Origin of the sequence: Sphingobium sp. CR2-8, assembly GCF_035818615.1 — a bacterium.
GTDB lineage: Bacteria > Pseudomonadota > Alphaproteobacteria > Sphingomonadales > Sphingomonadaceae > Sphingobium.
Genome location: NZ_JAYKZY010000002.1, coordinates 1716186 through 1738131, shown reverse-complemented (window position 1 = coordinate 1738131; position 21946 = coordinate 1716186). Strand labels below are relative to the sequence as shown.

17 protein-coding genes and 2 pseudogenes are annotated in these 21946 nt (G+C 63.3%); 7 read left to right on the top strand and 12 right to left on the bottom strand.

The genetic code is table 11. From position 1 onward, the window contains the following. Positions 1-34 precede the first annotated feature (34 nt). The 7 genes from U5A82_RS12415 to U5A82_RS12385 form a co-directional block, all read right to left on the bottom strand. A complete protein-coding gene (locus tag U5A82_RS12415) occupies positions 35-184 on the bottom strand; it encodes a DUF2256 domain-containing protein (protein ID WP_326291179.1) in 150 nt (49 codons plus the stop codon). Positions 185-241: 57 nt separating this feature from the next. Continuing rightward, on the bottom strand, positions 242-613 hold the full coding sequence (locus U5A82_RS12410; RefSeq protein WP_326291178.1) for a tRNA-binding protein: 372 nt from the start codon (positions 611-613) through the stop codon (positions 242-244). Positions 614-702: 89 nt separating this feature from the next. After that, positions 703-2703 (bottom strand): acetyl/propionyl/methylcrotonyl-CoA carboxylase subunit alpha, encoded by a 2001-nt coding sequence (locus U5A82_RS12405; RefSeq protein WP_326291177.1) that lies wholly within the window; start codon positions 2701-2703, stop codon positions 703-705. 414 nt (positions 2704-3117) lie between these two features. Continuing rightward, a complete protein-coding gene (gene bioB / locus U5A82_RS12400; protein WP_326291176.1) occupies positions 3118-4137 on the bottom strand; it encodes a biotin synthase BioB in 1020 nt (339 codons plus the stop codon). Then, positions 4137-6290 carry a methylmalonyl-CoA mutase gene (gene scpA, locus U5A82_RS12395; RefSeq protein WP_326291175.1) on the bottom strand — a complete coding sequence of 718 codons (2154 nt, stop codon included), beginning with the start codon at positions 6288-6290 and terminating at the stop codon, positions 4137-4139. Before scpA ends, bioB begins: the two co-directional genes overlap by 1 nt. 166 nt (positions 6291-6456) lie before the next feature. Then, positions 6457-6894, bottom strand: coding sequence for a methylmalonyl-CoA epimerase (mce, locus tag U5A82_RS12390; RefSeq protein ID WP_326291174.1), 438 nt, complete (start codon positions 6892-6894; stop codon positions 6457-6459). Between the two features lie 109 nt (positions 6895-7003). After that, positions 7004-8536 carry an acyl-CoA carboxylase subunit beta gene (locus tag U5A82_RS12385; protein WP_326291173.1) on the bottom strand — a complete coding sequence of 511 codons (1533 nt, stop codon included), beginning with the start codon at positions 8534-8536 and terminating at the stop codon, positions 7004-7006. Between the two features lie 123 nt (positions 8537-8659). On the opposite strand from U5A82_RS12385, the gene U5A82_RS12380 reads away from it, so the two are divergent. After that, positions 8660-10075, top strand: a complete 1416-nt coding sequence (locus U5A82_RS12380) for a helix-turn-helix domain-containing protein (protein WP_326291172.1) — start codon at positions 8660-8662, stop codon at positions 10073-10075. Positions 10076-10146: 71 nt separating this feature from the next. Here the strand turns inward: U5A82_RS12380 and U5A82_RS12375 are convergent, their stop codons facing one another. Together U5A82_RS12375 and U5A82_RS12370 are read right to left on the bottom strand one after the other, a co-directional pair. After that, positions 10147-10449 carry a ribbon-helix-helix domain-containing protein gene (locus U5A82_RS12375; protein WP_326291171.1) on the bottom strand — a complete coding sequence of 101 codons (303 nt, stop codon included), beginning with the start codon at positions 10447-10449 and terminating at the stop codon, positions 10147-10149. Between the two features lie 14 nt (positions 10450-10463). After that, positions 10464-11360 carry a LysR family transcriptional regulator gene (locus U5A82_RS12370; RefSeq protein WP_326291170.1) on the bottom strand — a complete coding sequence of 299 codons (897 nt, stop codon included), beginning with the start codon at positions 11358-11360 and terminating at the stop codon, positions 10464-10466. Positions 11361-11461: 101 nt separating this feature from the next. On the opposite strand from U5A82_RS12370, the gene U5A82_RS12365 reads away from it, so the two are divergent. Further along, positions 11462-12241 (top strand): SDR family NAD(P)-dependent oxidoreductase, encoded by a 780-nt coding sequence (locus U5A82_RS12365; protein WP_326291169.1) that lies wholly within the window; start codon positions 11462-11464, stop codon positions 12239-12241. Between the two features lie 138 nt (positions 12242-12379). Beyond that, positions 12380-13093, top strand: coding sequence for a 2OG-Fe dioxygenase family protein (locus U5A82_RS12360; protein ID WP_326291168.1), 714 nt, complete (start codon positions 12380-12382; stop codon positions 13091-13093). Between the two features lie 104 nt (positions 13094-13197). On the opposite strand, the gene gor is transcribed toward U5A82_RS12360, so the two are convergent. Both gor and pgi read right to left on the bottom strand, forming a co-directional pair. Beyond that, a complete protein-coding gene (gor, locus tag U5A82_RS12355; protein ID WP_326291167.1) occupies positions 13198-14544 on the bottom strand; it encodes a glutathione-disulfide reductase in 1347 nt (448 codons plus the stop codon). A 174-nt stretch (positions 14545-14718) separates the two neighbouring features. Next, a pseudogene (gene pgi / locus U5A82_RS12350) lies at positions 14719-16235 on the bottom strand (glucose-6-phosphate isomerase). 176 nt (positions 16236-16411) lie between these two features. On the opposite strand from pgi, the gene lepB reads away from it, so the two are divergent. The 4 genes from lepB to era all read left to right on the top strand — a co-directional run bounded on the left by lepB (position 16412) and on the right by era (position 19254). After that, positions 16412-17236 carry a signal peptidase I gene (gene lepB / locus U5A82_RS12345; protein ID WP_326291166.1) on the top strand — a complete coding sequence of 275 codons (825 nt, stop codon included), beginning with the start codon at positions 16412-16414 and terminating at the stop codon, positions 17234-17236. Next, positions 17233-17904, top strand: a complete 672-nt coding sequence (rnc, locus tag U5A82_RS12340; RefSeq protein WP_326291165.1) for a ribonuclease III — start codon at positions 17233-17235, stop codon at positions 17902-17904. The genes lepB and rnc overlap by 4 nt, the downstream gene beginning before the upstream one ends. Positions 17905-18022: 118 nt before the next feature. Continuing rightward, positions 18023-18439 (top strand): GIY-YIG nuclease family protein, encoded by a 417-nt coding sequence (locus U5A82_RS12335; RefSeq protein ID WP_326291164.1) that lies wholly within the window; start codon positions 18023-18025, stop codon positions 18437-18439. Then, positions 18346-19254, top strand: coding sequence for a GTPase Era (era, locus tag U5A82_RS12330; RefSeq protein ID WP_326291163.1), 909 nt, complete (start codon positions 18346-18348; stop codon positions 19252-19254). The genes U5A82_RS12335 and era overlap by 94 nt, the downstream gene beginning before the upstream one ends. Before the next feature lie 60 nt (positions 19255-19314). On the opposite strand, the pseudogene topA reads toward era, so the two are convergent. Next, positions 19315-21902 (bottom strand): annotated as a pseudogene (gene topA, locus U5A82_RS12325) (type I DNA topoisomerase). Positions 21903-21946: the final 44 nt, after the last annotated feature.

Sequence of the window (21946 nt, the reverse complement as noted above, 5' to 3'; positions counted from 1 at the left end):
CGTCGCTCCCAACGGAGCGGCGGCCTTTTGCCTGTCATCCTTTGCGCGCTGCGCTCCGGCATCGGTCGGAACAATAGATCACATTCTCCCAGTCCCGCTCCCATTTCTTGCGCCAGGCGAAGGGGCGCTGGCAGACCGGGCAGGTCTTGCTGGGCAGATCGCGCTTGGCGACACCACGCGGCATCAGTTCAACGCGCCGAACGTCGGGAAGGCATCATTCGCAACGGGACGCCCGCAAAGATCAAAACAGTCGCGCGCCATTGGGCACTACCTTGTACGGGGCAAACAGCGTCACCGCGCCCGCCGCGTCGGCAAAGCCCAGCGTCAACACCTCCGACATGAACTTGCCGATCTGGCGCGGCGGAAAATTCACAACGGCGGCGACCTGCCGCCCCGTCAGCGCCCCCACCGCATAATTTTCGGTGATCTGCGCACTGGACCGCTTCTGCCCGATCGCAGGCCCGAAATCGATCAATAGCTTGTAAGCGGGCTTGCGCGCCTCCGGATAACGCTCCGCCGAAAGGATGGTGCCGACACGAATGTCCACCTTCAGGAAATCGTCAAAGCCGATCGCGTCTGCGGCAGAGGTACTGGGGTCATGATCGAGATGCACGAAACCTCCGTTCGGGCTGAGCCTGTCGAAGCCCCTTCTTCTCTACGAAAAAGGATCGCCTTTCCACAAGTGCGCCGCGAACATGGCTATCACTCCATCTCCAATATCACCGCGTCGACCGCCAGGCTTTCGCCCTGCGCCGCCGACACGCTCTTGACCGTACCCGCCTTTTGCGCGCGCAGGATATTCTCCATCTTCATCGCCTCGATCACGGCGAGCGGCTGCCCGGCCTCCACCTTGTCGCCCGCGCCAACATGCAGCGCGACCAGCAGGCCGGGCATCGGACAGATCAGGAAGCGCGACAGGTCCGGCGGGATCTTTTCGATCATATGGCTGGCATGGACCGCCGCATGGGCGGGCAGGATGCGCAGCTTATGGCTCGCCCCATGCGCCGTCAGCACGAAGCCCGATCGCACCGGCGCGATCCGCACCGCCAGAGCCTCCTCGCCGAACTCCGCCTCGATCAACCGGTCGCCCGGCGTATATTCCAGCGCCAGGTCGATCGCTTCTCCATCCACCGTCACGTCGTCGCCGTCGATCGCGACCGCATGGATCGCATCCCCGATCTTCACCTGCCAGCCGGTCGGCGGGGCGAGGCGCTTGCCCAACTGCCCCTCGATCCGCCGCGCGCGATCCGCCTGCGCCATCGCGGCGAAAGCACCGATCGCCGACAGCCGCTTGAGCAACTCCGGCGACGCGGGCGCCCCCTGGAACCCGTCGGGATATTCCTCCGCGATGAAACCTGTCGTGATATTCCCCGAGCGGAACCGCGCATGCTGCATCAGCGCCGACACGAAATCGATATTGTGGCCCGGCCCTTCAATCTCGAACCGGTCGAGCGCCTCGATCTGCTTGTCGATCGCCTCCAGCCGGGTCGGCGCCCAGGTAATCAGCTTGGCGATCATGGGGTCATAGAACATGGAGACTTCGCCGCCCTCCTCCACGCCGTCATCGACGCGGATCAGCGCGCCGCTCTCGTCCGTCCCCGTCTCGGGCGGATTGTAACGGATCAGGCGGCCGGTGGACGGCAGGAAGCCGCGATAGGGGTCTTCGGCATAGACGCGGTTCTCGATCGCCCAGCCGTTGATCTTGACGTCATCCTGGGTGAATGACAGCTTTTCGCCATTGGCGACCCGGATCATCTGCTCGACCAGGTCGACGCCCGTGATTTCCTCGGTGACAGGATGCTCGACCTGCAACCGGGTGTTCATCTCCAGGAAGTAGAAGCCGTCCCCGGTCTTGTCCTCGCCGCTGACGATCAGCTCGACCGTCCCGGCGCTGAAATAGCCGACCGCGCGGGCCAGTGCGACGCACTGTTCGCCCATCTTCTTGCGCATCTCCGGCGACACGAAGGGCGACGGCGCTTCCTCGACCACCTTCTGGTGCCGACGCTGGATCGAACATTCGCGTTCGTTAAGGTATACGATATTGCCATGCTGGTCGCCCAGCACCTGAATTTCGATATGGCGCGGGCTTTCAATGAACTTCTCGATGAAGACGCGATCGTCGCCGAAGCTGTTCAGCCCCTCGCGCTTGGTCGCCTCAAAGCCTTCGCGGACATCCTGCTCGCTATAAGCAAGGCGCATCCCCTTGCCGCCGCCACCCGCGGACGCCTTCATCATGACCGGATAGCCGATCTCGTTGGAGATGCGCACGGCATGTTCGGTATCGTCGATCACGCCGACGAAACCCGGCACGACATTCACGCCCGCTTCCAGCGCCAGCTTCTTGGACTCGATCTTGTCGCCCATGGCGGCAATCGCATTGGCGGGCGGCCCGACGAAGATGATGCCCTCTGCGTCCAGCGCGTTGCGGAAACTCTCCCGCTCCGACAGGAAGCCATAGCCCGGATGCACCGCGTCCGCGCCGGTCTGCTTGCACGCCGCGATGATCTTGTCCGCGATCAGATAGGATTGGGCCGCGGGCGACGGGCCGATATGCACGGCTTCATCGGCCATCAGCACATGGGGCGCGCGGGCATCGGCATCGGAATAAACCGCGACGGTCTTGATGCCCATCTTCTTGGCGGTGCGCATGACACGACACGCAATCTCACCACGGTTCGCGATCAGGATCTTGGTGATTGCCATATTATTCCCTGTCCCAGTCCTATTCCATTATCTCTCACCCCGTTCGGGCTGAGCCTGTCGAAGCCCCGTCCATCTTCTCGAAAAGAAGAGTGGCCCTTCGACAAGCTCAGGGCGAACGGGGGTTTTATGTGTCAGCGAGAAGTTTGCCGCCGAAGAATGACATAGATGCCGGTCAGCCACAGGAGCAGAACAGGCACAGCAACATACCAACCAAACCAAGCCGACCCGCCGCTCAGGATAAGCGCAGTGAAAGTCAGCCAGGAAAGAGCGATGACTTGACCGCCAGTCATGCGCTCACCCTACCCCCCTTCGTCATGCCGGAATTGATCCGGCATCCCGCTATCTTCCAGCGCAACGCCAGAGAAGAAGCGAGACCCCGGATCAAGCCCGGGGTGACGAGGATGGACGCATAGCTCATTCCGCCGCCACAGCCTCCATCGCCACCTTCACCTCGGCCTGCATCGGCACGACGCCCAACTTCGCGAACAGCGCCGTATCCGCATTGTCGCCCGCATTGGCGGTGGTCAGCAGCTTGTCGCCGGTAAAGATGCTGTTCGCGCCCGCCATGAAGCACAAAGCCTGACAGCTATCCGACATGCTCTCACGCCCCGCCGACAGTCGCACCATGCTCTGCGGCATCACGATCCGCGCCACGGCCACCGTCCGCACGAACTCGATCTCATCGATCTTCGCGAGCGGCGTATCGGCCAGCATATCGCCCAGCACCGTGCCCTTGACCGGCACCAGCGCGTTGATCGGCACGCTCTGCGGATGGGTCGGCAGCACCGCCAGCGCGTGCAGGAAGCCGACGCGATCCTCACGCGTCTCGCCCATGCCCACGATGCCGCCCGAACACACGTTTATCCCCGAGTTACGCACATTCTCCAGCGTTTCCAGCCGATCATCGAACGTCCGCGTCGTAATCACCTTCTCATAATGCTCAGGCGAAGTGTCGATATTGTGATTATAATAATCCAGCCCCGCGTCGGCCAAAGTCTTGGCCTGCCCTTCGCTGAGCATCCCCAAGGTCATGCAGGTTTCCATGCCCATCTGGCGCACGCCCTGCACCATCTGGACGATGGCGGGCATGTCGCGATCCTTGGGATTGCGCCACGCCGCGCCCATGCAGAAGCGCGAGGAGCCTGCGTCCTTTGCCTGCGCCGCCGCCTGCATCACCGCCTGCACGCTCATCAGCTTTTCAGCCTTCAGCCCGCTTTCCGCCGACGCCGACTGATTGCAATAGCCGCAATCTTCCGGGCAACCGCCGGTCTTGATCGACAGCAGCGTCGATAGCTGAACCTCGTTGCGCGGGAAATTCGCACGATGGATCGCCTGCGCCTCGAACATGAGGTCGTTGAACGGCAGGTCGAACAGCGCCGCGATCTCTTCGCGGGTCCAGTCGGTGCGGGCGGAAAGGGTGGAGGGGGTCGTCATTACGCAGCGTCCTCTAGCCCCGCCGGGGGCATGTTGTGGCCGAGAAGGCGCAGCACGTCGGCCGCACACTCCACGACGTTGGAACCCGGCCCATAAATCCCCTGGACCCCTGCGTCACGAAGATAGTCATAATCCTGCGGCGGAATGACCCCGCCCGCGATCACCTTGATGTCGGTGCGGCCGTGCTCGCGCAGCTTCGCGATCAATTCCGGGATCAGCGTCTTGTGCCCCGCCGCCAGCGAAGACGCGCCCACTACATCGACCCCGCTGTCGAGCGCCAGTACGACCGTTTCCTCCGGGGTCTGGAACAGCGGTCCCGACACCACGTCGAAACCCAGGTCGCCAAAAGCCGACGCGATAATGTTGGCGCCCCGGTCGTGGCCATCCTGTCCCATTTTTGCGACGAGCAATTTGGGTTTCCGACCGAGGCGCCGCTCGACGGCCTGCACGCCGTCGAGTACCTGTTGCCACCGACTGTCGCCGGCATAGGGCGCAGCATAGACGCCCTTCACAGGCGTAGGCTGGGTTCCGTAACGATCGAAACTATCCTCCATGGCGGAGGAGATTTCGCCCAGCGTCGCGCGCGCCCGCGCGGCTTCGACCGCGAGCGCCAGCAAATTATTCTCGATACTGGCAGGCGCTGCCGCGCCATCGCGCAACGCCTGCAAGGCCGCTTCGCACCTGTCCGCGTCCCGCTCCGCCTTCACCTTGTTGATCCGCGCGATCTGCCCCTCGCGCACCTTGGCATTGTCGATATCCAGCGTTTCGAGCAGATCCTCGGTCGCCAGGCGATATTTGTTGACGCCCACGATCACGTCGTCGCCGCGATCCACCCGCGCCTGCCGCGCCGCCGCCGCCGTCTCGATCATCGCCTTGGGCCACCCCGCCGCCACGGCCTTCGCCATGCCGCCATCGGCCTGCACCTTGTCGATGATCGCCTGCGCCGCATCGACCAGTTCCTGCGTCAGCGCCTCGACATAATAGCTGCCGCCCAGCGGATCGACCACCTTGGTCATGCCGGTTTCTTCCTGGATCACGATCTGCGTGTTGCGCGCGATCCGGGCGGAAAAGTCGGTGGGCAGCGCGATCGCCTCGTCCAGCGCATTGGTATGCAGAGACTGCGTGCCGCCCAGCATCGCGGCCATCGCCTCGATCGTGGTGCGCATGACATTGTTGTACGGGTCCTGCTCGGTGAGCGACACGCCCGACGTCTGGCAATGGGTGCGCAGCATCTTGGACCGCTCGTCCTTGGCCCCCAGCGTCGTCATCGCCCGATGCCACAGCACGCGCGCCGCGCGCAGCTTGGCGATCTCCATGAAGAAGTTCATGCCGATCGCGAAGAAGAAGCTCAGGCGGCCGGCGAACTTGTCGATGTCGAGGCCGCTGGCCACGCCATATTTCACATATTCCATGCCGTCCGCGATGGTGAAGGCCAATTCCTGCACCTGCGTCGCGCCCGCTTCCTGCATATGATAGCCGGAAATGGAGATGCTGTTGAACTTGGGCATCTCGCGCGAAGTATAGCCGAAAATGTCGCTGATGATCCGCATCGAGGGTTCGGGCGGATAGATATAGGTGTTGCGGACCATGAACTCCTTGAGGATGTCGTTCTGTATGGTCCCGTCGAGCAATTTGCGGTCGACGCCCTGCTCCTCGCCCGCCACGATGAAGAAGGCCAGGATCGGGATCACCGCGCCGTTCATGGTCATGCTGACCGACATCTTGTCGAGCGGGATCCCGTCGAACAGGATCTTCATATCCTCGATCGTGTCGATCGCCACGCCCGCCTTGCCCACGTCGCCGGTCACGCGCGGATGGTCGCTGTCATAGCCGCGATGGGTGGCCAAGTCGAAGGCGACGCTCAGGCCCTTCTGCCCCGCCGCCAGATTACGCCGATAGAAGGCGTTGGATTCCTCGGCGGTGGAAAAGCCCGCATATTGGCGAATGGTCCAGGGCCGTCCCGCATACATGGACGCGCGCACCCCGCGCGTGAACGGCGCAAAGCCCGGCAGTCCCGGATCGACGGACACGTCGTCAGCCGTATAGAGCGGCTTGACGGCGATCCCCTCCGGGGTCTCCCACGTCAAATCCTTACCCTTCACTTCCTTGGCGGCAGCGGCGGCCCACTGGTCCAGCGTCGGCTTCTCGGTCATCTTTGCTCTACCCTTATTCCTCTCCCGCAGGCGGGAGAGGATACGCAGGCTTGCCAACGTGTTGGCTAGCCGAAGTTGGAGTGGGCTGTCCCGTGCCCGCCCCGCTGCGACTGAGCGGCAGAGCCGCCAAGTCTCGCTGCCCCTCCCGCTTGCGAGAGGGGTGGTATCAATGCGCCTCCTTGGGCGTCTCCATGATCTCGGTCAGCACGCCATTCATATCCTTGGGATGCACGAAGAAGATCGGCGTCCCATGCGCCCCGATCCGCGGCTCGCCCAGCACCCGCGCGCCCCGTGCCTCGAACCAGGCCTTCGCCTCGTGAATATCGGCCACTTCATAGCACATATGATGCTGCCCCCCGGCCGGGTTCTTGGCGATGAAGCCGTGGATCGGGCTGTCCGCCCCCAGCGGCTCAATCAGTTCGATCTGCGTGCCATTGGTGCCATTTTCACCCGGCGTATCGACAAAGCACACCTTCACCCCCTGCGCGGGCAGATCGAACGGTTCATGCGCAATCGTCGCGCCCATGACATCGCGATAATAGGCGATGCTCTGTTCCAGCGACGGCGTGGCGACGCCGATATGGTTGAGACGACCGAGTTTCATCCTGCGTTCCTAATCCGTCACCCCAGCGGAGGCTGAGGTCTCAGGCCTCGTGGCCCGACTTGGCTGCACGTGATCCCAGCCTTCGCCGGGATGACGACCCTTCGGCCCGTCACAGCGGAATATTGTCATGCTTCTTCCACGGGTTCTCGACGCTCTTGTTGCGCAGCTTGCGCAGGCCCAGCGCGATCCGCTTCCGCGTCGAATGCGGCTGGATCACCTCGTCGATGAAGCCCTTGCTTGCCGCGACGAAGGGGTTGGCGAAGCGGTCCTCATATTCCTTCGTCTTTTCGGCAATCTCGTCGGCCGTCTTGCCGCGGAAGATGATCTCCACCGCACCCTTCGCGCCCATCACCGCGATTTCCGCAGTCGGCCAGGCATAGTTCAGATCGCCGCGCAGATGCTTGGAACTCATCACGTCATAGGCCCCGCCATAGGCTTTGCGCGTGATGACGGTGATCTTGGGCACTGTCGCCTCGCCATAGGCGAACAGCAGCTTTGCGCCGTGTTTGATGATCCCGCTATGCTCCTGCGCCGTCCCCGGCAGGAAGCCCGGCACGTCCACGAAGGTCACGATCGGTATCTCGAACGCGTCGCAGAAGCGCACGAAGCGGCCCGCCTTCTTCGATGAGTTAATGTCCAGCACGCCCGCCAGTACCATCGGCTGGTTCGCGACGATGCCCACCGTCTTGCCCTCGATCCGTCCGAAGCCGCACAGGATATTCCCCGCATGGGCGGGCTGCACCTCGAAAAAGTCGCCCTCGTCCACCACCTTGCGGATAAGTTCGTGCATGTCGTAGGGCTGGTTGGCGTTGGCCGGGATCAACGTGTCCAGGCTCGGTTCGATCCTGTCCCACGCATCGGCAGTCGGCCGCTCGGGCACCGGCTCCTTGTTGGACGCGGGCAGGAAATCCACGAAATCGCGCGTCGCCAGCAGCGCCTCGATATCATTCTCGAACGCCACATCCGCCACGCCCGACTTGGTCGTATGCGTCACCGCGCCGCCCAACTCTTCCTGCGTCACGACCTCGTTCGTCACCGTCTTGACCACATCCGGTCCGGTCACGAACATGAAGCTGCTGTCCTTCACCATGAAGATGAAGTCGGTCATCGCGGGCGAATAGACCGCCCCGCCTGCGCACGGCCCCATGATGACGCTGATCTGCGGCACCACGCCCGACGCCAGCACGTTGCGTTGGAAAATCTCCGCATAGCCCGCCAGCGACGCCACGCCCTCCTGGATGCGCGCGCCGCCACTGTCATTCAGGCCGATCACCGGCGCACCCACTTTCAGCGCCATGTCCATGATCTTGCAGATCTTCATCGCGTGCCGTTCGGACACCGCGCCGCCATAGACGGTGAAATCCTGGCTGAACACGAACACCAGCCGACCGTTGATCGTGCCCGATCCGGTGACGACGCCGTCGCCTGGAATATGCGCTTCGTCCATGCCGAAATCGACGCAATTATGCTCGACATACATGTCCAGCTCTTCAAAGCTGTCTTCGTCCAGCAGCACGTCCAGCCGCTCGCGCGCGGTCAGCTTGCCCTTGGCGTGCTGCGCGTCGATGCGCCGCTCGCCGCCGCCCATGCGCGCACCTTCGCGCTTGGATTCCAACTGTTCGATGATGGCGAGTTTCGACATATTTTCTGTATCTCTCCAAAGCGGTCGAACGGTTATATGCGACCTTTCCCAGCCTTTGTCGCTTTGCGCAAATGCGAATTTGCTAAGTTGCAAATCACCACTTCGCAAATTACAGACCGGTATATGGCACGCGGCAACCGTATCTTCGCAGGTCCACGCCTGCGCCAACTGCGTCTGGACCATCGCATGGACCAGGCGACGATGGCGCAGGCGCTGGGCATATCCGTATCCTATCTGTCCCAAATGGAAAATGACGATCGCCCCCTGACCGCCAAGGTCAAGGCCGCGCTCGCCAGCGCCTTTCCCACCGACTGGGCCAGTTTCGACAGTCGGGAGGAGGAGCAGCTTCTGGGCGCCTTCACCTATGCGCTGGGCCATCCCGAACTGCCCGGCACGCAGATGGAGCCGGAGCGGATCGAGAAGCTGCACCTGCAATTCCCCGAATTTGCGGCTCGCTATGTCGACCTCTACAACGCCCATATGCGCGCCAACGAACGCATCAACATGATCGAGGAGGCGATCGCCAACGACCATGAGGTGCAGGCCCGGCTGCCGTGGGAGGCCGCGCGCGACTGGTTTCACGAAGCGGGCAATTATGTCCACAGCCTCGACTGCCTGGCCGAAGACATGGCCGAAAGCTTCACCGCCGGTCAGACTTTGGACGAAGGCATGTTGGTGGAGGCACTGGCCCGCCGCCACGGCATCGAAACGCTGATCGCCGACACCCCCGACAGCGCACTGCGATCCTACACCAGCAGTACGAAGAAACTGTTCGTCAACGCCGCGCTGCCGACCGAAAGCCGCAAGTTCATGCTCGCCCACCAGCTCATGATGCTGGAGGGGCAGGCGGTCATCGCCGACGTGGTGAACAAGGCCGCCCTGCCCGTCCCCGGTGCGGACCGGCTGCTGGCGATCGGCCTGGGCAATTATGCCGCGGGCGCGCTGCTGATGCCCTACGCCGCCTTCCGCGAAGCCGCCCGTGCGATGCGGCACGATATCGACCGGCTCGCCCGCACCTTCGGCGTCAGCTTCGAACAGGCCTGCCACCGCCTCTCCACGCTCCAGCGACCCGGCCTGCGCGGCATCCCCTTCTTCTTCTGCCGGGTCGACATGGCGGGCAACATTACCAAACGCCACAGCGCCACCCGCCTGCAATTTGCCCGCTTCGGCGGCGCGTGCCCCTTATGGAACGTCCACGAAGCCGTCGCCGTACCCGACCGCATCAACGTCCAACTGGGCGAAACGCCCGACGGCGTCCGCTACGTCTCCATGGCGAAAGGGCTGGTGAAACCCTCGGGCAGCTATAAACGCACCCCGCGTCGTTTCGCCGTGGTGCTGGGCTGCGAAATCGCCCACGCCGCTAACTTCGTCTACGCCGATGGCCTGCATCTGGCGGAAGAGGGTGCAGCCACCCCCATCGGCATCACCTGCCGCCTATGCCCCCGCCAAAGCTGCGACCAACGCGCCTTTCCGCCAGCGGATCGGCCGATCCATGTCGACCCGGATAACAGGCAGATCGTGCCTTACTGGATCGGGTGATAGCAAGCCATTCAATCAGGCCTCTCGCTCAGCACGCGCTTCCAGCGTGAAGACGATCCGACGCGCCATTGTCAGCCCCGCGCTGTCAATCCGGCCGTGACATCGTCAATCGACACGCCCCGCGCCGGATCGGCGCGACAGGCGTCGTAGGCAGGCAAAGCGACATTACCAAGCCACGCCTCGACAGCGCGATCGCGTGCTTGCAGCGCGCGCAGTCCATCGCGAATGACCTCGCTTTCGCTGGCGTAAGCGCCGGACTCAACCTTGGCCCGGACATCGGCTGCCATATCGTTGGGCAATGTCACGATAAATTGCTGAGTGGACCGCATGGCAAGCTCCTTTCCGATAGGATTCAATCCCATCAGTTGCCGCATGCAATTGAGGGCCTTCACCCCTCCACCACCAACGCCTCGTCCAGAAAGTCCAGAAACGCGCGCACCCTTGCCGCACCCCGATCCTCTGCCGCGTAAAGCGCGTGGATATCCTCCCCGTCCCCCGCATCATAATCGCGCAGCACCTCGACCAAACGCCCTTCGCGCAGATCGCTCGCCACATGAAAGCGCCCATGCCGCGCGATGCCGCCACCGGCGATCGCCATCTGCCGCACCACTTCGCCCGAATTGCCGAAGAAGCGCCCCTGCACCGGCCGCTGCACTTGCTTGCCCTCTACCAGGAACGGCCAGCTATCCACCGACCGGCGGAAACTGAACCGCAGGCAATCATGCCCATCCAGATCGTCCGGCGTCGCGGGCGTCCCCCGCCGCGCCAGATAGGCGGGGCTGGCGACCAGCACCATGCGGCTATGCCCCAGCTTCTTGGCCCGCAATCGGGTATCCCGCAAAGGCCCGATGCGGATCGCGATATCCGCCCGCTCCTCGACCAGATCCACGATCGCGTCGGTCAGCGTCAGGTCCACCGTCACCGCGGGATAGAGTTCGCCAAAGCGCGGCAGGATCGGGATCAGGCATTCGATCCCGAAGGAGGGCGAGGCATTGATGCGCAGCAACCCTCGCGGCCCCTGCCCCTCGCTCCGCAGGCTGTTCTCCGCATCGAACATGTCGCCCAATATCGCGATCATCTTGTCGTGATAGACCTGCCCCTCCCGCGTCAGCGCCAGCGCGCGGGTGGTCCGCCGCACGAGCGTGACGCCCAGCCGCTGCTCCAGCCGCGCGATCGACCGGCTGACGGCGGACGGCGTCAGCCGCAGCATCTTGGCAGCAGCGGCAAAACTGCCTTCGCCCGCCACCATCAGGAAATTTTCGACGTCTCCGAACCGGTTATCCATGATTCCAATGCACTTCTGAAATGATATCGTTCCATCTAATCATCAATGCAAAAATGTCTATCTACTGTCTCATTCGTTGTCTCATTTCGAAGGAAACAGTCATGGACCTGAAGCTTGAAGGCAAGAGCGCCATCGTCACCGGATCGACCGCCGGCATCGGCCTCGCCATCGCCAAACGCCTGGCGCAGGAAGGCGTCGCCGTCACCATAACCGGGCGAGCCCAAGCCAAGCTGGACGCTGCCGCCGCCGAGATCGGCCACCCCGTCAACGCCGTCCTCGCCGACCCCGCCACGGCCGAAGGCGCCGCCGCCCTGATCGCCGCCGTCCCTGCCACCGATATCCTCGTCAACAATCTGGGCATCTATGAAGCGAAGGATTTCGCCGACATCAGCGACGAAGACTGGCATCGCTTGTTCGAAGTCAATGTCGTCAGCGGCGCGCGCCTTTCCCGTCATTACTTCCCCAACATGCTGGAGAAGAACTGGGGCCGCGTCCTCTTCATCGCCAGCGAAAGCGGCCTGCTCCCGCCCGCCGAGATGATCCATTACGGCATGACCAAATCGGCCCAGCTATCCATCTCGCGCGGCCTGGCCGAACATACGCGCGGCACCGGCGTGACCGTCAACAGCGTCCTGCCCGGCCCGACCCGTTCGGAAGGGATCGTCGATTTCATTCGCTCGGTCGTGGACAACAAGGACGCCTCGGAAGCCGAGCGCGAAGCCGAATTCTTCACCAAGCTTCGCCCCCTCTCGCTCATCAAGCGCTTGATCGAAGCAGACGAAGTCGGCGCCATGGTCGCCTATCTCGCCAGCCCCTTGGCAGCCGCCACCAATGGCGCGGCGGTCCGGGTGGAAGGCGGCATGGTGCCGACGATCGCTTAAACCACCGCCCTCGCATCCGTTCGGTTCGACCCTGTCGAGAACCACGCGCCAAGCCCCGTTCTCGACAGACCCGTTGGAAACCCACCCTGCGGAAACTGGCCCTGTCGCTCGTCTCTTGCCTCCATTAAGGAAGCGAAGATGCGCGACACGGACAGCCTATCCCCGATTGACTACGCCCTGCTGAAGGATGGCTATGCCCGCCTGCCCGGCGCGACGCTGTTCGACCGGCTGAACATCGCCCAACCGGACTGGGACAGCCTGGCCGCAAGCTGGAACGATCTTGGCCCCGACCTCTACATGGCCGATGGGGGCCGCTACCGCCGCCGCCGCCACGCCGCCTTCGCGCTCGAACAGGGCCGCTTCACCCGCAAGCCGCACCAGCCCCACTATCAGAGCCGGGACTATAATGTCCTGAACGGCGACGTGCAGCGCTGGTTCGATCCGGTGGAGGACGCCACCGTCGCCAACCCGGCACTCCAGTCGATCTTCGCCTTCTGCGCCGACAGCTTCGATCCCGCCGGTGCGGGCGGCTGGCATGTCGAAATGCACCAGTTCCGGATCGAGGCGAAGGCGAACGAGACCGGCCAGCCGACGCCCGAAGGGATGCATCGCGACGGCGTCGACCATGTGCTCGTGATGCTGATCGAACGGCGCAACGTCCGCGAAGGCGTCACCCGCATCGGCGCGCCCGACGGCACAGCTTTGGGCGAGTTCACCCTGACCACGCCCGGCGACACGATGTTGATAGACGACCACCGCATCCTGCACGGCGTCACCGAAATCCACCCCGTCGATCCGGCCCAACCCGCCTGGCGCGACGCGCTGGTGGTGACGTTCGTAGCCGATCGCTAAGATATCCTTCCGTTCGCCCTGAGCCTGTCGAAGGGCTCTTCTTCTTTGTTGCGGAAGAAGAACGGGGCTTCGACAAGCTCAGCCCGAACGGCGGAAGATCGTTCTTACTTCAGCAGCACCAGTTCTTCCGCCATGCTCGGATGCAGCGCGACGGTGTCGTCGAAATCCTGCTTGGTCAGCCCCGCCTTCACCGCGATCGCGGCCGCCTGCAATATCTCCGGCGCGTCCGGTCCGATCATGTGCAGCCCGATCACCTTGTCCGTCGTCGCATCCACGATCATCTTGTAGAGCGCCCGCTCGTTCCGCCCGGCCAGCACATTCTTCATCGGCCGGAAGTCGGACGTATAGACCTTCACCGTCCCGAACTTGTTCTTCGCCTGCGCCTCGGTCAAGCCGACCCCCGCCAGCGGCGGATGGCTGAACACGGCGGACGGCACGCATCCATAATCGACCTTGCGCCGGTTGTTCCCGAACACGGTATCGGCAAAGGCATGCCCCTCCCGAATGGCGACCGGGGTCAGTTGCAGCCGGTCGGTGACATCGCCCACCGCATAGATGCTTTCGCAACTGGTCTGGCTATACTCATCGACCTTGATCGCACCCTTGTCCGTCAGTTCGACCCCGGCATGCTCCAGCCCAAGCCCCTCGGTCAGCGGCTTGCGCCCCGTCGCGAACAGCACGATGTCGGCCGCAACCGGATCGCCTTCCTCGAAACGGATGCACAATGTGCCATCCTCGTTCCTCTCGATCTTCTCCATCTTCGCATTGAAGCGGAAATTGATCCCCTTGGTCATGGAAATCTGGAGCAGCCGGTCGCGGATCTGCTCGTCATAACCGCGCAGCAGGTCGCTGCCGCGATTGACCATCGTCACATGGCTGCCGAACTGGTGGAAGATGCCCGCAAACTCATTGGCGATATAGCCGCCGCCGATAATCACGATCCTGCTCGGACACGCGTCCAGATGGAACACTTCGTTGGAGGTGATGCCATGTTCGGCGCCCTCGACTTCGGGAACGACCGGCCAGGCGCCGGTGGCGACCAGGATCACCTTCGCCGTCACCTCGCGCCCGCTCGCCAGCTTTATGCCATGCGGCCCGGTGATGGTCGCGCGCTCGGGAATGACCTCGACTTTATGGCTATTGAGCGTATTGGTATACAGTCCCTCCAGCCGATCGACATCGGCCAGCACATTGTCGCGCAGCGTCGTCCATTCGAACCCGCAGTCCGGTACGTTCCAACCAAAGCGACGCGCGTCCTTCAGATCCTCGGCAAAATGCGCGCCATAGATCAGCAGTTTTTTGGGCACGCAGCCACGAATGACGCAGGTGCCGCCGACGCGATATTCCTCGGCCACCGCAACCTTCGCGCCATGCGCCGCCGCCACCCGCGACGCCCGCACACCGCCCGATCCCGCCCCGATGACGAAAAGGTCGAAATCATAGTCGCTCATGCCTGGCCTCCGATTAAGTGCCGGGGATATGGCGGGTGCAGGCGCTAGTTACAAATGGGAATATTCTTCCCATTGCTTTCAAGACCGCCGTTCAGTTCGAGTAGCCTTCGAGCATAGCCGAGAAGGCGTATCGAGAAGGGTTCTCGACACGCTCGAACCGAACGGCGAATGAAGTTACGCGGTCCCCAATGCAATCTTGATCAGCGCCATGGTCGACGGATCGAATCCCGTGGCCCCATCCGCCTCGATCGACTTGGCGATCTCCTTGCCCAGTTCCACGCCGAACTGGTCGAACGGGTTGATCCCCATCAGCACGGCATTGGCGAAGGTCCGATGCTCGTAAAAGGCGATCAGCGCGCCCAGCGCTTCGGGCGTGACGTCGTCCAGCAGGATGGTGGTCGACGGCCGGTTGCCCGGATAGGACCGCGCGGGATCGTCCGCATTGTCCTTGCCCCGCATCAGCGCCGCGCCCTGCGCGAAACAGTTGACCAGCAGCGCGCGATGATGCGCCGGGTCCAGCACATGCCCCGGCTCGATCGACGCGATGAACTCGACCGGCGACACGATCGTCCCCTGGTGCAGCAACTGGAACACCGCATGCTGCGCATCGGTGCCTACGCCACCCCAGGTGATCGGCGCAGTCGGCCCATCGACCGGTTCGCCATCGCGGGTCACGCTCTTGCCGTTGCTCTCCATCTCCAGCTGCTGAAGGTAGAAGGGCAGCAGCGCCAGCCGCTCGTCATAGGCGAACAGCGCGCGGGTCTGGCATCCCATCACGCGGGTATAATATTGGTCGATGAACGCCGCGATCAGCGGGGCATTCTCGGCAGGATCGGACAGGCGGAAGTGGCGGTCCATCGCCGCCGCGCCCTCCAGCAGGCTTTCGAACGCATCCCAGCCCAGCGCCAGCGCCGCGGGAAAGCCGATCGAGGACCAGAGCGAATAGCGCCCGCCCACGCTTTCCGCGAAGGGCAGGATGCGCGTTTCATCGACGCCCCACTCCATCGCCTTTTCGGGCGCGGCGGTCAGCGCGATCACCTTGCCATAGGGATCGTCCACCCCGGCTTCGACCATCCAGTTGATCGCGCTCGCCGCGTTCAGCATCGTCTCGCTGGTGGTGAAGGTCTTGGACGCGATCGCGATCAACGTCGTGTGCGGATCGAAATCGGCGATCGCGCGCTCCAGTGCGGTGCCGTCGACATTGGACACGATCCCTACGTCGTACCGCACGCCGTCGCCGTCCAGCGCATCCACGATCAGCTTCGGTCCCAGCGCCGACCCGCCGATGCCGATATGCAGGATATGGCGCACCTCGCCCAGCGCGCCCGCCTCGATCGCGTCGATCAGGCCGCGCATCCGCTGATGCAGCATCTTGGCATGGGCGACGCTGTCGGCATTGCCCTCCCCCGTTCGGCGGGATGTTCGGCGGCACGGCCCTCGCTGTTATTGACGGCCTGGCCCGCGAACAGCGCGTCGCGCCATTTGCCAAAGCCCCGTTCTTCCGCCAGCGTGAGAAACTGCGCCAGCAGATCGTCGGTCAGATGGGTCTTGGACCAGTCGAACCGGATCGGCCCCTGGGTCAGGACCAGCTTGGACAGACGATCGGGGTCGGTGGTGAAGATGGTCTTCAGGTCGGCTTGCGGAAGCGCGGCAATGGCCGCCAAAGAACTTGGCAGTGCAGGACTGGGCATGGATATATCCCTCATGACGTTGGTCGATATCGACGCTGCACCGGTCGATTCCCGCTATGCTTAGCCCAAAGCCTCGTCTTTTGCATCGTTAAGGACTGCTTGACGCGCATCACATCAGGCCCCAAAAGCCGCCACGGCCGCTTTGTGGGCATCTCCAAGGGAATAGACGACAATCCATGACTGCCAAATCGGAAACGCGGGACTTCATCTGGTTTCTCGCCAAGCTCGGGCTGTTCGTCTTCATCCTGCGCAGCTTCATCATATCACCGTTCAACATCCCGTCGGAATCGATGCAGCCGCGCCTGCTGATCGGCGACTATCTGCTGGTCGCCAAATGGCCCTATGGCTATTCGCGCTATTCGCTGCCCTTCTCGATTCCTTTGATCCCCGGCCGCATCCTGGCGTCCACGCCCCAGCGCGGCGACGTGGTGGTGTTCAAGGCGCCACCGAACCAGAAGAACGACTATATCAAGCGCGTCATCGGCCTGCCCGGCGACATGATCGGCGTGCGTGGCGGGACCGTCTATCTGAACGGCCAGGCCATCCCCAAGCAGAAGGTCGCCGACCTCGTCATCCCGGTGACGCCGAACATGGTCGAAGCGGCCGCCCGGGAAGGCGCGGCATCCCCCTGCTACCGCCCCGATTTCGAGCAGGCTGCACCGGGCGGCGGCAAGCAATGCCGCTATCCCCAGTTCCGCGAAACGCTACCCGGCGGCAAAAGCTATAACGTGCTCGACCTGCTGCCCGACGGCGCAGCCGACGACCGCGACACGGTGCTGGTGCCGCAGGGGCATCTGTTCATGATGGGCGACAATCGCGATCGCAGCGCCGACAGCCGCTTTCCCGCGGTGGAAGGCGGCGGCATCGGCCTCGTCCCCGAAGAAAATCTGGTGGGCAAGGCGATGATCTCGGTCTTCTCGACCGACGGCAGCGCCAACTGGCTGCTGCCTTGGACCTGGTTCACGGCTGCACGCTGGAGCCGTATCGGGGAAGGCTTTTGAGCAAACCCGATACCGCATCCTGGTTGAAGGCCCTGATCGGCCGGGCACCTGAAAATCCGGCCCGCTTCGAACAGGCGCTGACCCATGGCAGCGCCAAGGCGGTCAATTATGAGCGGCTGGAATTTCTGGGCGACCGTATCCTGGGCCTGCTGGTTGCCGAATGGCTGTTCGAACGCTTCACCGACGAACCCGAAGGCAAGCTGTCCCGCCGCTTCAACGCGCTGGTGTCGGGCGAAACCTGCGCCGAAGTGGCGCGCACCGCCGGCGTCCCCACCTACCTCGTACTGGGGAAACAAGCACGCGACGACGGCGCGGCCGACAGCGACAATGTGCTGGGCGACGTCATGGAGGCGCTGATCGGCGCGCTCTATCTGGAGGGCGGCCTTGACGAAGCCCGGACGCTCGTCCGTCGCCTCTGGAACGACCGGGTCGACACCCAGACCAGTGCCCCGCGCCATCCCAAATCCTACCTCCAGGAATGGGCCGCCGCCAACAAGCGCAAGCCCCCAGAATATATCCTGACCGACCGATCCGGCCCGCACCACGCTTTGCGATTTACCGTGACGGTGTCGATCAAGGGCGCAGGCGAAGCGGTCGCGACGGGCGGATCGAAGCAGGAAGCGGAGACGGCGGCTGCCAAGGCGCTGCTGGAGAAGCTGGCGGGTTGAAAACAACCTCTCAATCCGTTCGCCCTGAGCCTGTCGAAGGGCCTTTCTTCTCTTGAAATAAGGAAGAGGCTTCGACAGGCTCAGCCCGAACGGTTTCTCTCGAAAGCTTGTTTTTCCGATGACATTCTGGACCTACATGCTGCATTGCGCAGACCGCAGCTTTTACGTCGGTCATACCGATAATCTGGAAGTCAGGATTGGCCAACACGAAGTCGGACAAATCACAGGCTACACCCAATCCCGCCAACCGATAAAACTGGTCTGGTCGCAGGCGTTCGGCACGCGTATGGAGGCACTTGAAGCCGAACGGCAGATCAAGGGATGGAACCGAGCGAAGAAACTGGCTCTCATCCGCGAAGACTGGTCCCTGATTTCCACATTGGCGCGATCGAATCAAGAAAGTAAAGCGCTTCGACAGGCTCAGCGCGAACGGAGTTATTTTTGGAAGACAACATCAATACCCAGCGCTGCGGCGTCATCGCCGTCGTCGGCGCCCCCAATGCGGGCAAGTCCACGCTGGTCAACGCGCTCGTAGGGCAAAAGGTGGCGATCACCAGCCCCAAGGCGCAGACCACGCGTACCCGCGTCATGGGCGTCGCGATAGAGGGCGATGCGCAGATCGTGCTGGTCGACACGCCCGGCATCTTCGCGCCCAAGCGGCGGCTGGACCGCGCGATGGTGCAGGCAGCCTGGGGCGGCGCGCAGGGCGCGGACCTGATCGCGATGGTGGTGGATGGCAAGGCCGGGCGTGGTCCCAAGCTGGAACCGATCATCGAAGCGCTCAAACACCGCACCGAACGCAAATGGCTGATCCTCAACAAGGTCGATATCGCGATCAAGGAAAAGCTGCTGACCCATACCCAGGTGCTGAACGACACGCTGGGTTTCGACGAAATCTTCTTCGTCTCCGCCGCGACCGGCGACGGCCTGCCCGAACTGAAGAAAGCCTTCGTCCAGGCGATGCCGCAAGGACCGTGGCATTTCCCCGAAGATCAGGTGTCGGACGCCACCGACCGCATGCTGGCCGCCGAAATCACGCGCGAGCAGCTCTATCACCAGCTGCATGCCGAACTGCCCTATGCCGCCGCCGTCGACACCGAACAATATAAGGAACGCGACGACGGATCGGTCGAAATCCACCAGCAGATCCTGGTCGGTCGTCCGACGCAGCGCGCTATCGTGCTGGGCAAGGGCGGACAGCGCCTGAAGGAAATCGGGTCGAAGGCCCGCGCCGAACTTGCAACCCTGCTCGGCGTCAAGGTCCACCTCTATCTGCACGTCAAGGTGAAGGAAGACTGGGAGGACGATCGCGGCATCTATCGCGACATCGGCCTCGACTGGGTCGAATGATCTATGTCGCCAGGGCCGACGGGCCGCAACCAGATGCGGCCCGCCACCGGGCGACACGGCCTACTCGGCCGCCGCCTTCTTCTTCGCAGGTGCCTTTTTAGCCGCCGGCTTCTTTACGGTCTCGCCGTCCTTCTTGGCGGCTGGTTTCTTTGCCGCAGCCTTTTTAGGGGCAGCTTTCTTCTTCGCCCCCTTCTTGGCCGGGGCCGCCGCCGCACGTGCGTCGATCAGCTGCGCCGCTTTCTCCAGCGTCAACTGGTCCTTGTCCACCGTCTTGGGCAAGGTCGCATTGGTCGTACCGTCGGTGACGTAAGCGCCATAGCGGCCTTCCATCAGCTTGATCTCCGCCTCGGTGCGGGGGTGTGCGCCCAGCACCTTCAACGGCTCCCGCCCGGCGCTGCGCGGCCCACGGTTGGCCGCCTCGGCCAGCTTCACCACCGCGCTGTTCATGCCGACCTCGAAAATCTCGGCCGTGTTCGCCAGTCGCCCATATTTGCCGTCATGCAGCAGATAGGGACCAAAGCGCCCGATATTCGCCACGATCGGCAAGCCGGTTTCGGGATGCAGCCCCACCTCGCGCGGCAGGCTCAGCAACTTCACCGCCCAATCCAGCGTCATCTCGCCATCGGGCAGATCCTTGGGGATGGAGCCGCGCTTGGCCTCCTTGCCCTCGCCCATTTCGATATAGGGACCAAAACGACCGGACTTCTTGACGATGTCCTGCCCCGTCTCGGGATGCTGGCCCAGAACCTCCGGCCCCGTATCCTCGCCGTCCTTGCCGCCCGGCTGGCCGAACTTGCGCGTATATTTGCACTCGGGATAGTTGGAGCAGGCGATGAACGCCCCGAACCGTCCGCCACGCAGGGAAAGCTGACCGTCGGCGCAGAGCGGGCAGGCGCGCGGGTTGCTGCCGTCCGCCTTGGGGGGAACAGCATCGGTTCCAGAAACTTGTCCAGTTCCGCCGTGATGTCGCTCGGCTTCTGCTCCATGATCTCGGCCGTCTTGGGCTTGAAATCACGCCAGAAGGCTTCCAGCACCGCCTGCCACTGCGCGCGCCCGCCGGAAATCTCGTCCAGCTCATCTTCCAGCCCGGCGGTGAAGTCGTAGGACACATAGCGTTCGAAGAAACGCTCCAGGAACGCCGTCACCAGCCGCCCGCTCTCCTCCGCGAAGAAGCGGTTCTTCTCGATCCGCACATAGTCGCGGTCTTTCAGCACCTGCAAGGTCGAAGCATAGGTGGACGGACGCCCGATGCCCAGTTCCTCCAGGCGCTTGACCAGGCTCGCTTCGGAATAACGCGGCGGGGGCTGGGTGAAATGCTGGTCGGCGCTCACCTTCTTCTTGGCGGGGGCATCACCCTCGCTGATGCGCGGCAGCAGCTTGCTGTCGTCATCCTCACTGTCGTCGCGCCCTTCCTCGTAGAGCGCCAGGAAGCCGGGGAAGATCACGACCTGCCCGGTCGCGCGCAGCGTATGGCTACCGCTGCCATCGACCAGGTCGATCGTCGTCCGCTCCAGCCGCGCCGACGCCATCTGGCTGGCCAGCGCGCGCTTGAAGATCAGGTCGTACAGGCGCGCATGATCGCCCGACCCCACCTTATCGCGACCGAATTCTGTCGGGCGGATAGCTTCATGCGCTTCCTGCGCATTCTTCGCCTTGGTCTGATATTGGCGTGGCTTTTCGGGCAGATAGCCACCGTCATAGCGCTCCGCGATCGCCTTGCGCGCAGCGGAAATGGCGCTGCCGTCCATCTGTACGCCATCGGTACGCATATAGGTGATCGCGCCATCCTCGTAGAGTTGCTGCGCGATCCGCATCGTATGGCTGGCCGAGAAACCCAGCTTGCGCGCGGCTTCCTGTTGCAGCGTCGACGTCGTGAACGGTGCGGGAGGATTACGGGTGAGCGGCTTCGTCTCGACCTTGTCGACGGTAAAGCGCCCGGCTTCCACATCCGCCTTCGCGGCCATGGCGTCGCCTTCCTTGCCGATGGTCAGGCGCTCGATCTTCTCGCCCTTCCAGCGGACGAGGCGCGCGGTGAAGCCCTGCCCGTCCTGCTCCATCTCGGCCGCGACCGACCAATATTCCTGGGGCGTGAAGCTTTCGATCTCGCGCTCGCGCTCCACCACCAGCCGCAGCGCGACCGACTGCACGCGGCCCGCCGACTTCGCCCCGGGCAGCTTGCGCCACAGCACCGGCGACAGGGTGAAGCCCACCAGATAGTCGAGCGCCCGGCGCGCCCGATAGGCGTCGATCAGATCCTCGTCCAACGCCCTCGGCTTGGCCATAGCGTCCAGCACAGCCGCCTTCGTGATCGCGTTGAACGTCACGCGCTCGACCACCGACGGCAGCGCCTTCTTGGCGCGTAGCACTTCCTGCACATGCCAGCTGATCGCCTCCCCTTCGCGATCAGGGTCAGTGGCCAGGATCAATCGCGTCGCCTTCTTCGACGCATCGGTGATGGCTTTCAGCTGCTTGCCCTTGTCGCCATAATTCTCCCAGGACATGGCAAAGCCGTCGTCGGGATCGACCGATCCGTCTTTCGCCGGCAGGTCGCGGATATGGCCATAGCTGGCCAGGACGTGGAAATCGCCGCCCAGATATTTCTCGATGGTCTTCGCCTTGGCCGGCAATTCTACGATGACAAGCTGCATTATGGCCCCGAAATTATATGCCTCACACGTACGCGCGATTTTGG

Excerpts from the sequence above, each read along its gene's own strand:
- U5A82_RS12415 (WP_326291179.1), bottom strand. The coding sequence starts at position 184 with ATGCCGCGTGGTGTCGCCAAGCGCGATCTGCCCAGCAAGACCTGCCCG.
- U5A82_RS12405 (WP_326291177.1), bottom strand. The coding sequence starts at position 2,703 with ATGGCAATCACCAAGATCCTGATCGCGAACCGTGGTGAGATTGCGTGT.
- bioB (WP_326291176.1), bottom strand. The coding sequence starts at position 4,137 with ATGACGACCCCCTCCACCCTTTCCGCCCGCACCGACTGGACCCGCGAA.
- scpA (WP_326291175.1), bottom strand. The coding sequence starts at position 6,290 with ATGACCGAGAAGCCGACGCTGGACCAGTGGGCCGCCGCTGCCGCCAAG.
- mce (WP_326291174.1), bottom strand. The coding sequence starts at position 6,894 with ATGAAACTCGGTCGTCTCAACCATATCGGCGTCGCCACGCCGTCGCTG.
- U5A82_RS12385 (WP_326291173.1), bottom strand. The coding sequence starts at position 8,536 with ATGTCGAAACTCGCCATCATCGAACAGTTGGAATCCAAGCGCGAAGGT.
- U5A82_RS12380 (WP_326291172.1), top strand. The coding sequence starts at position 8,660 with ATGGCACGCGGCAACCGTATCTTCGCAGGTCCACGCCTGCGCCAACTG.
- U5A82_RS12375 (WP_326291171.1), bottom strand. The coding sequence starts at position 10,449 with ATGCGGCAACTGATGGGATTGAATCCTATCGGAAAGGAGCTTGCCATG.
- U5A82_RS12370 (WP_326291170.1), bottom strand. The coding sequence starts at position 11,360 with ATGGATAACCGGTTCGGAGACGTCGAAAATTTCCTGATGGTGGCGGGC.
- U5A82_RS12365 (WP_326291169.1), top strand. The coding sequence starts at position 11,462 with ATGGACCTGAAGCTTGAAGGCAAGAGCGCCATCGTCACCGGATCGACC.
- U5A82_RS12360 (WP_326291168.1), top strand. The coding sequence starts at position 12,380 with ATGCGCGACACGGACAGCCTATCCCCGATTGACTACGCCCTGCTGAAG.
- gor (WP_326291167.1), bottom strand. The coding sequence starts at position 14,544 with ATGAGCGACTATGATTTCGACCTTTTCGTCATCGGGGCGGGATCGGGC.
- lepB (WP_326291166.1), top strand. The coding sequence starts at position 16,412 with ATGACTGCCAAATCGGAAACGCGGGACTTCATCTGGTTTCTCGCCAAG.
- U5A82_RS12335 (WP_326291164.1), top strand. The coding sequence starts at position 18,023 with ATGACATTCTGGACCTACATGCTGCATTGCGCAGACCGCAGCTTTTAC.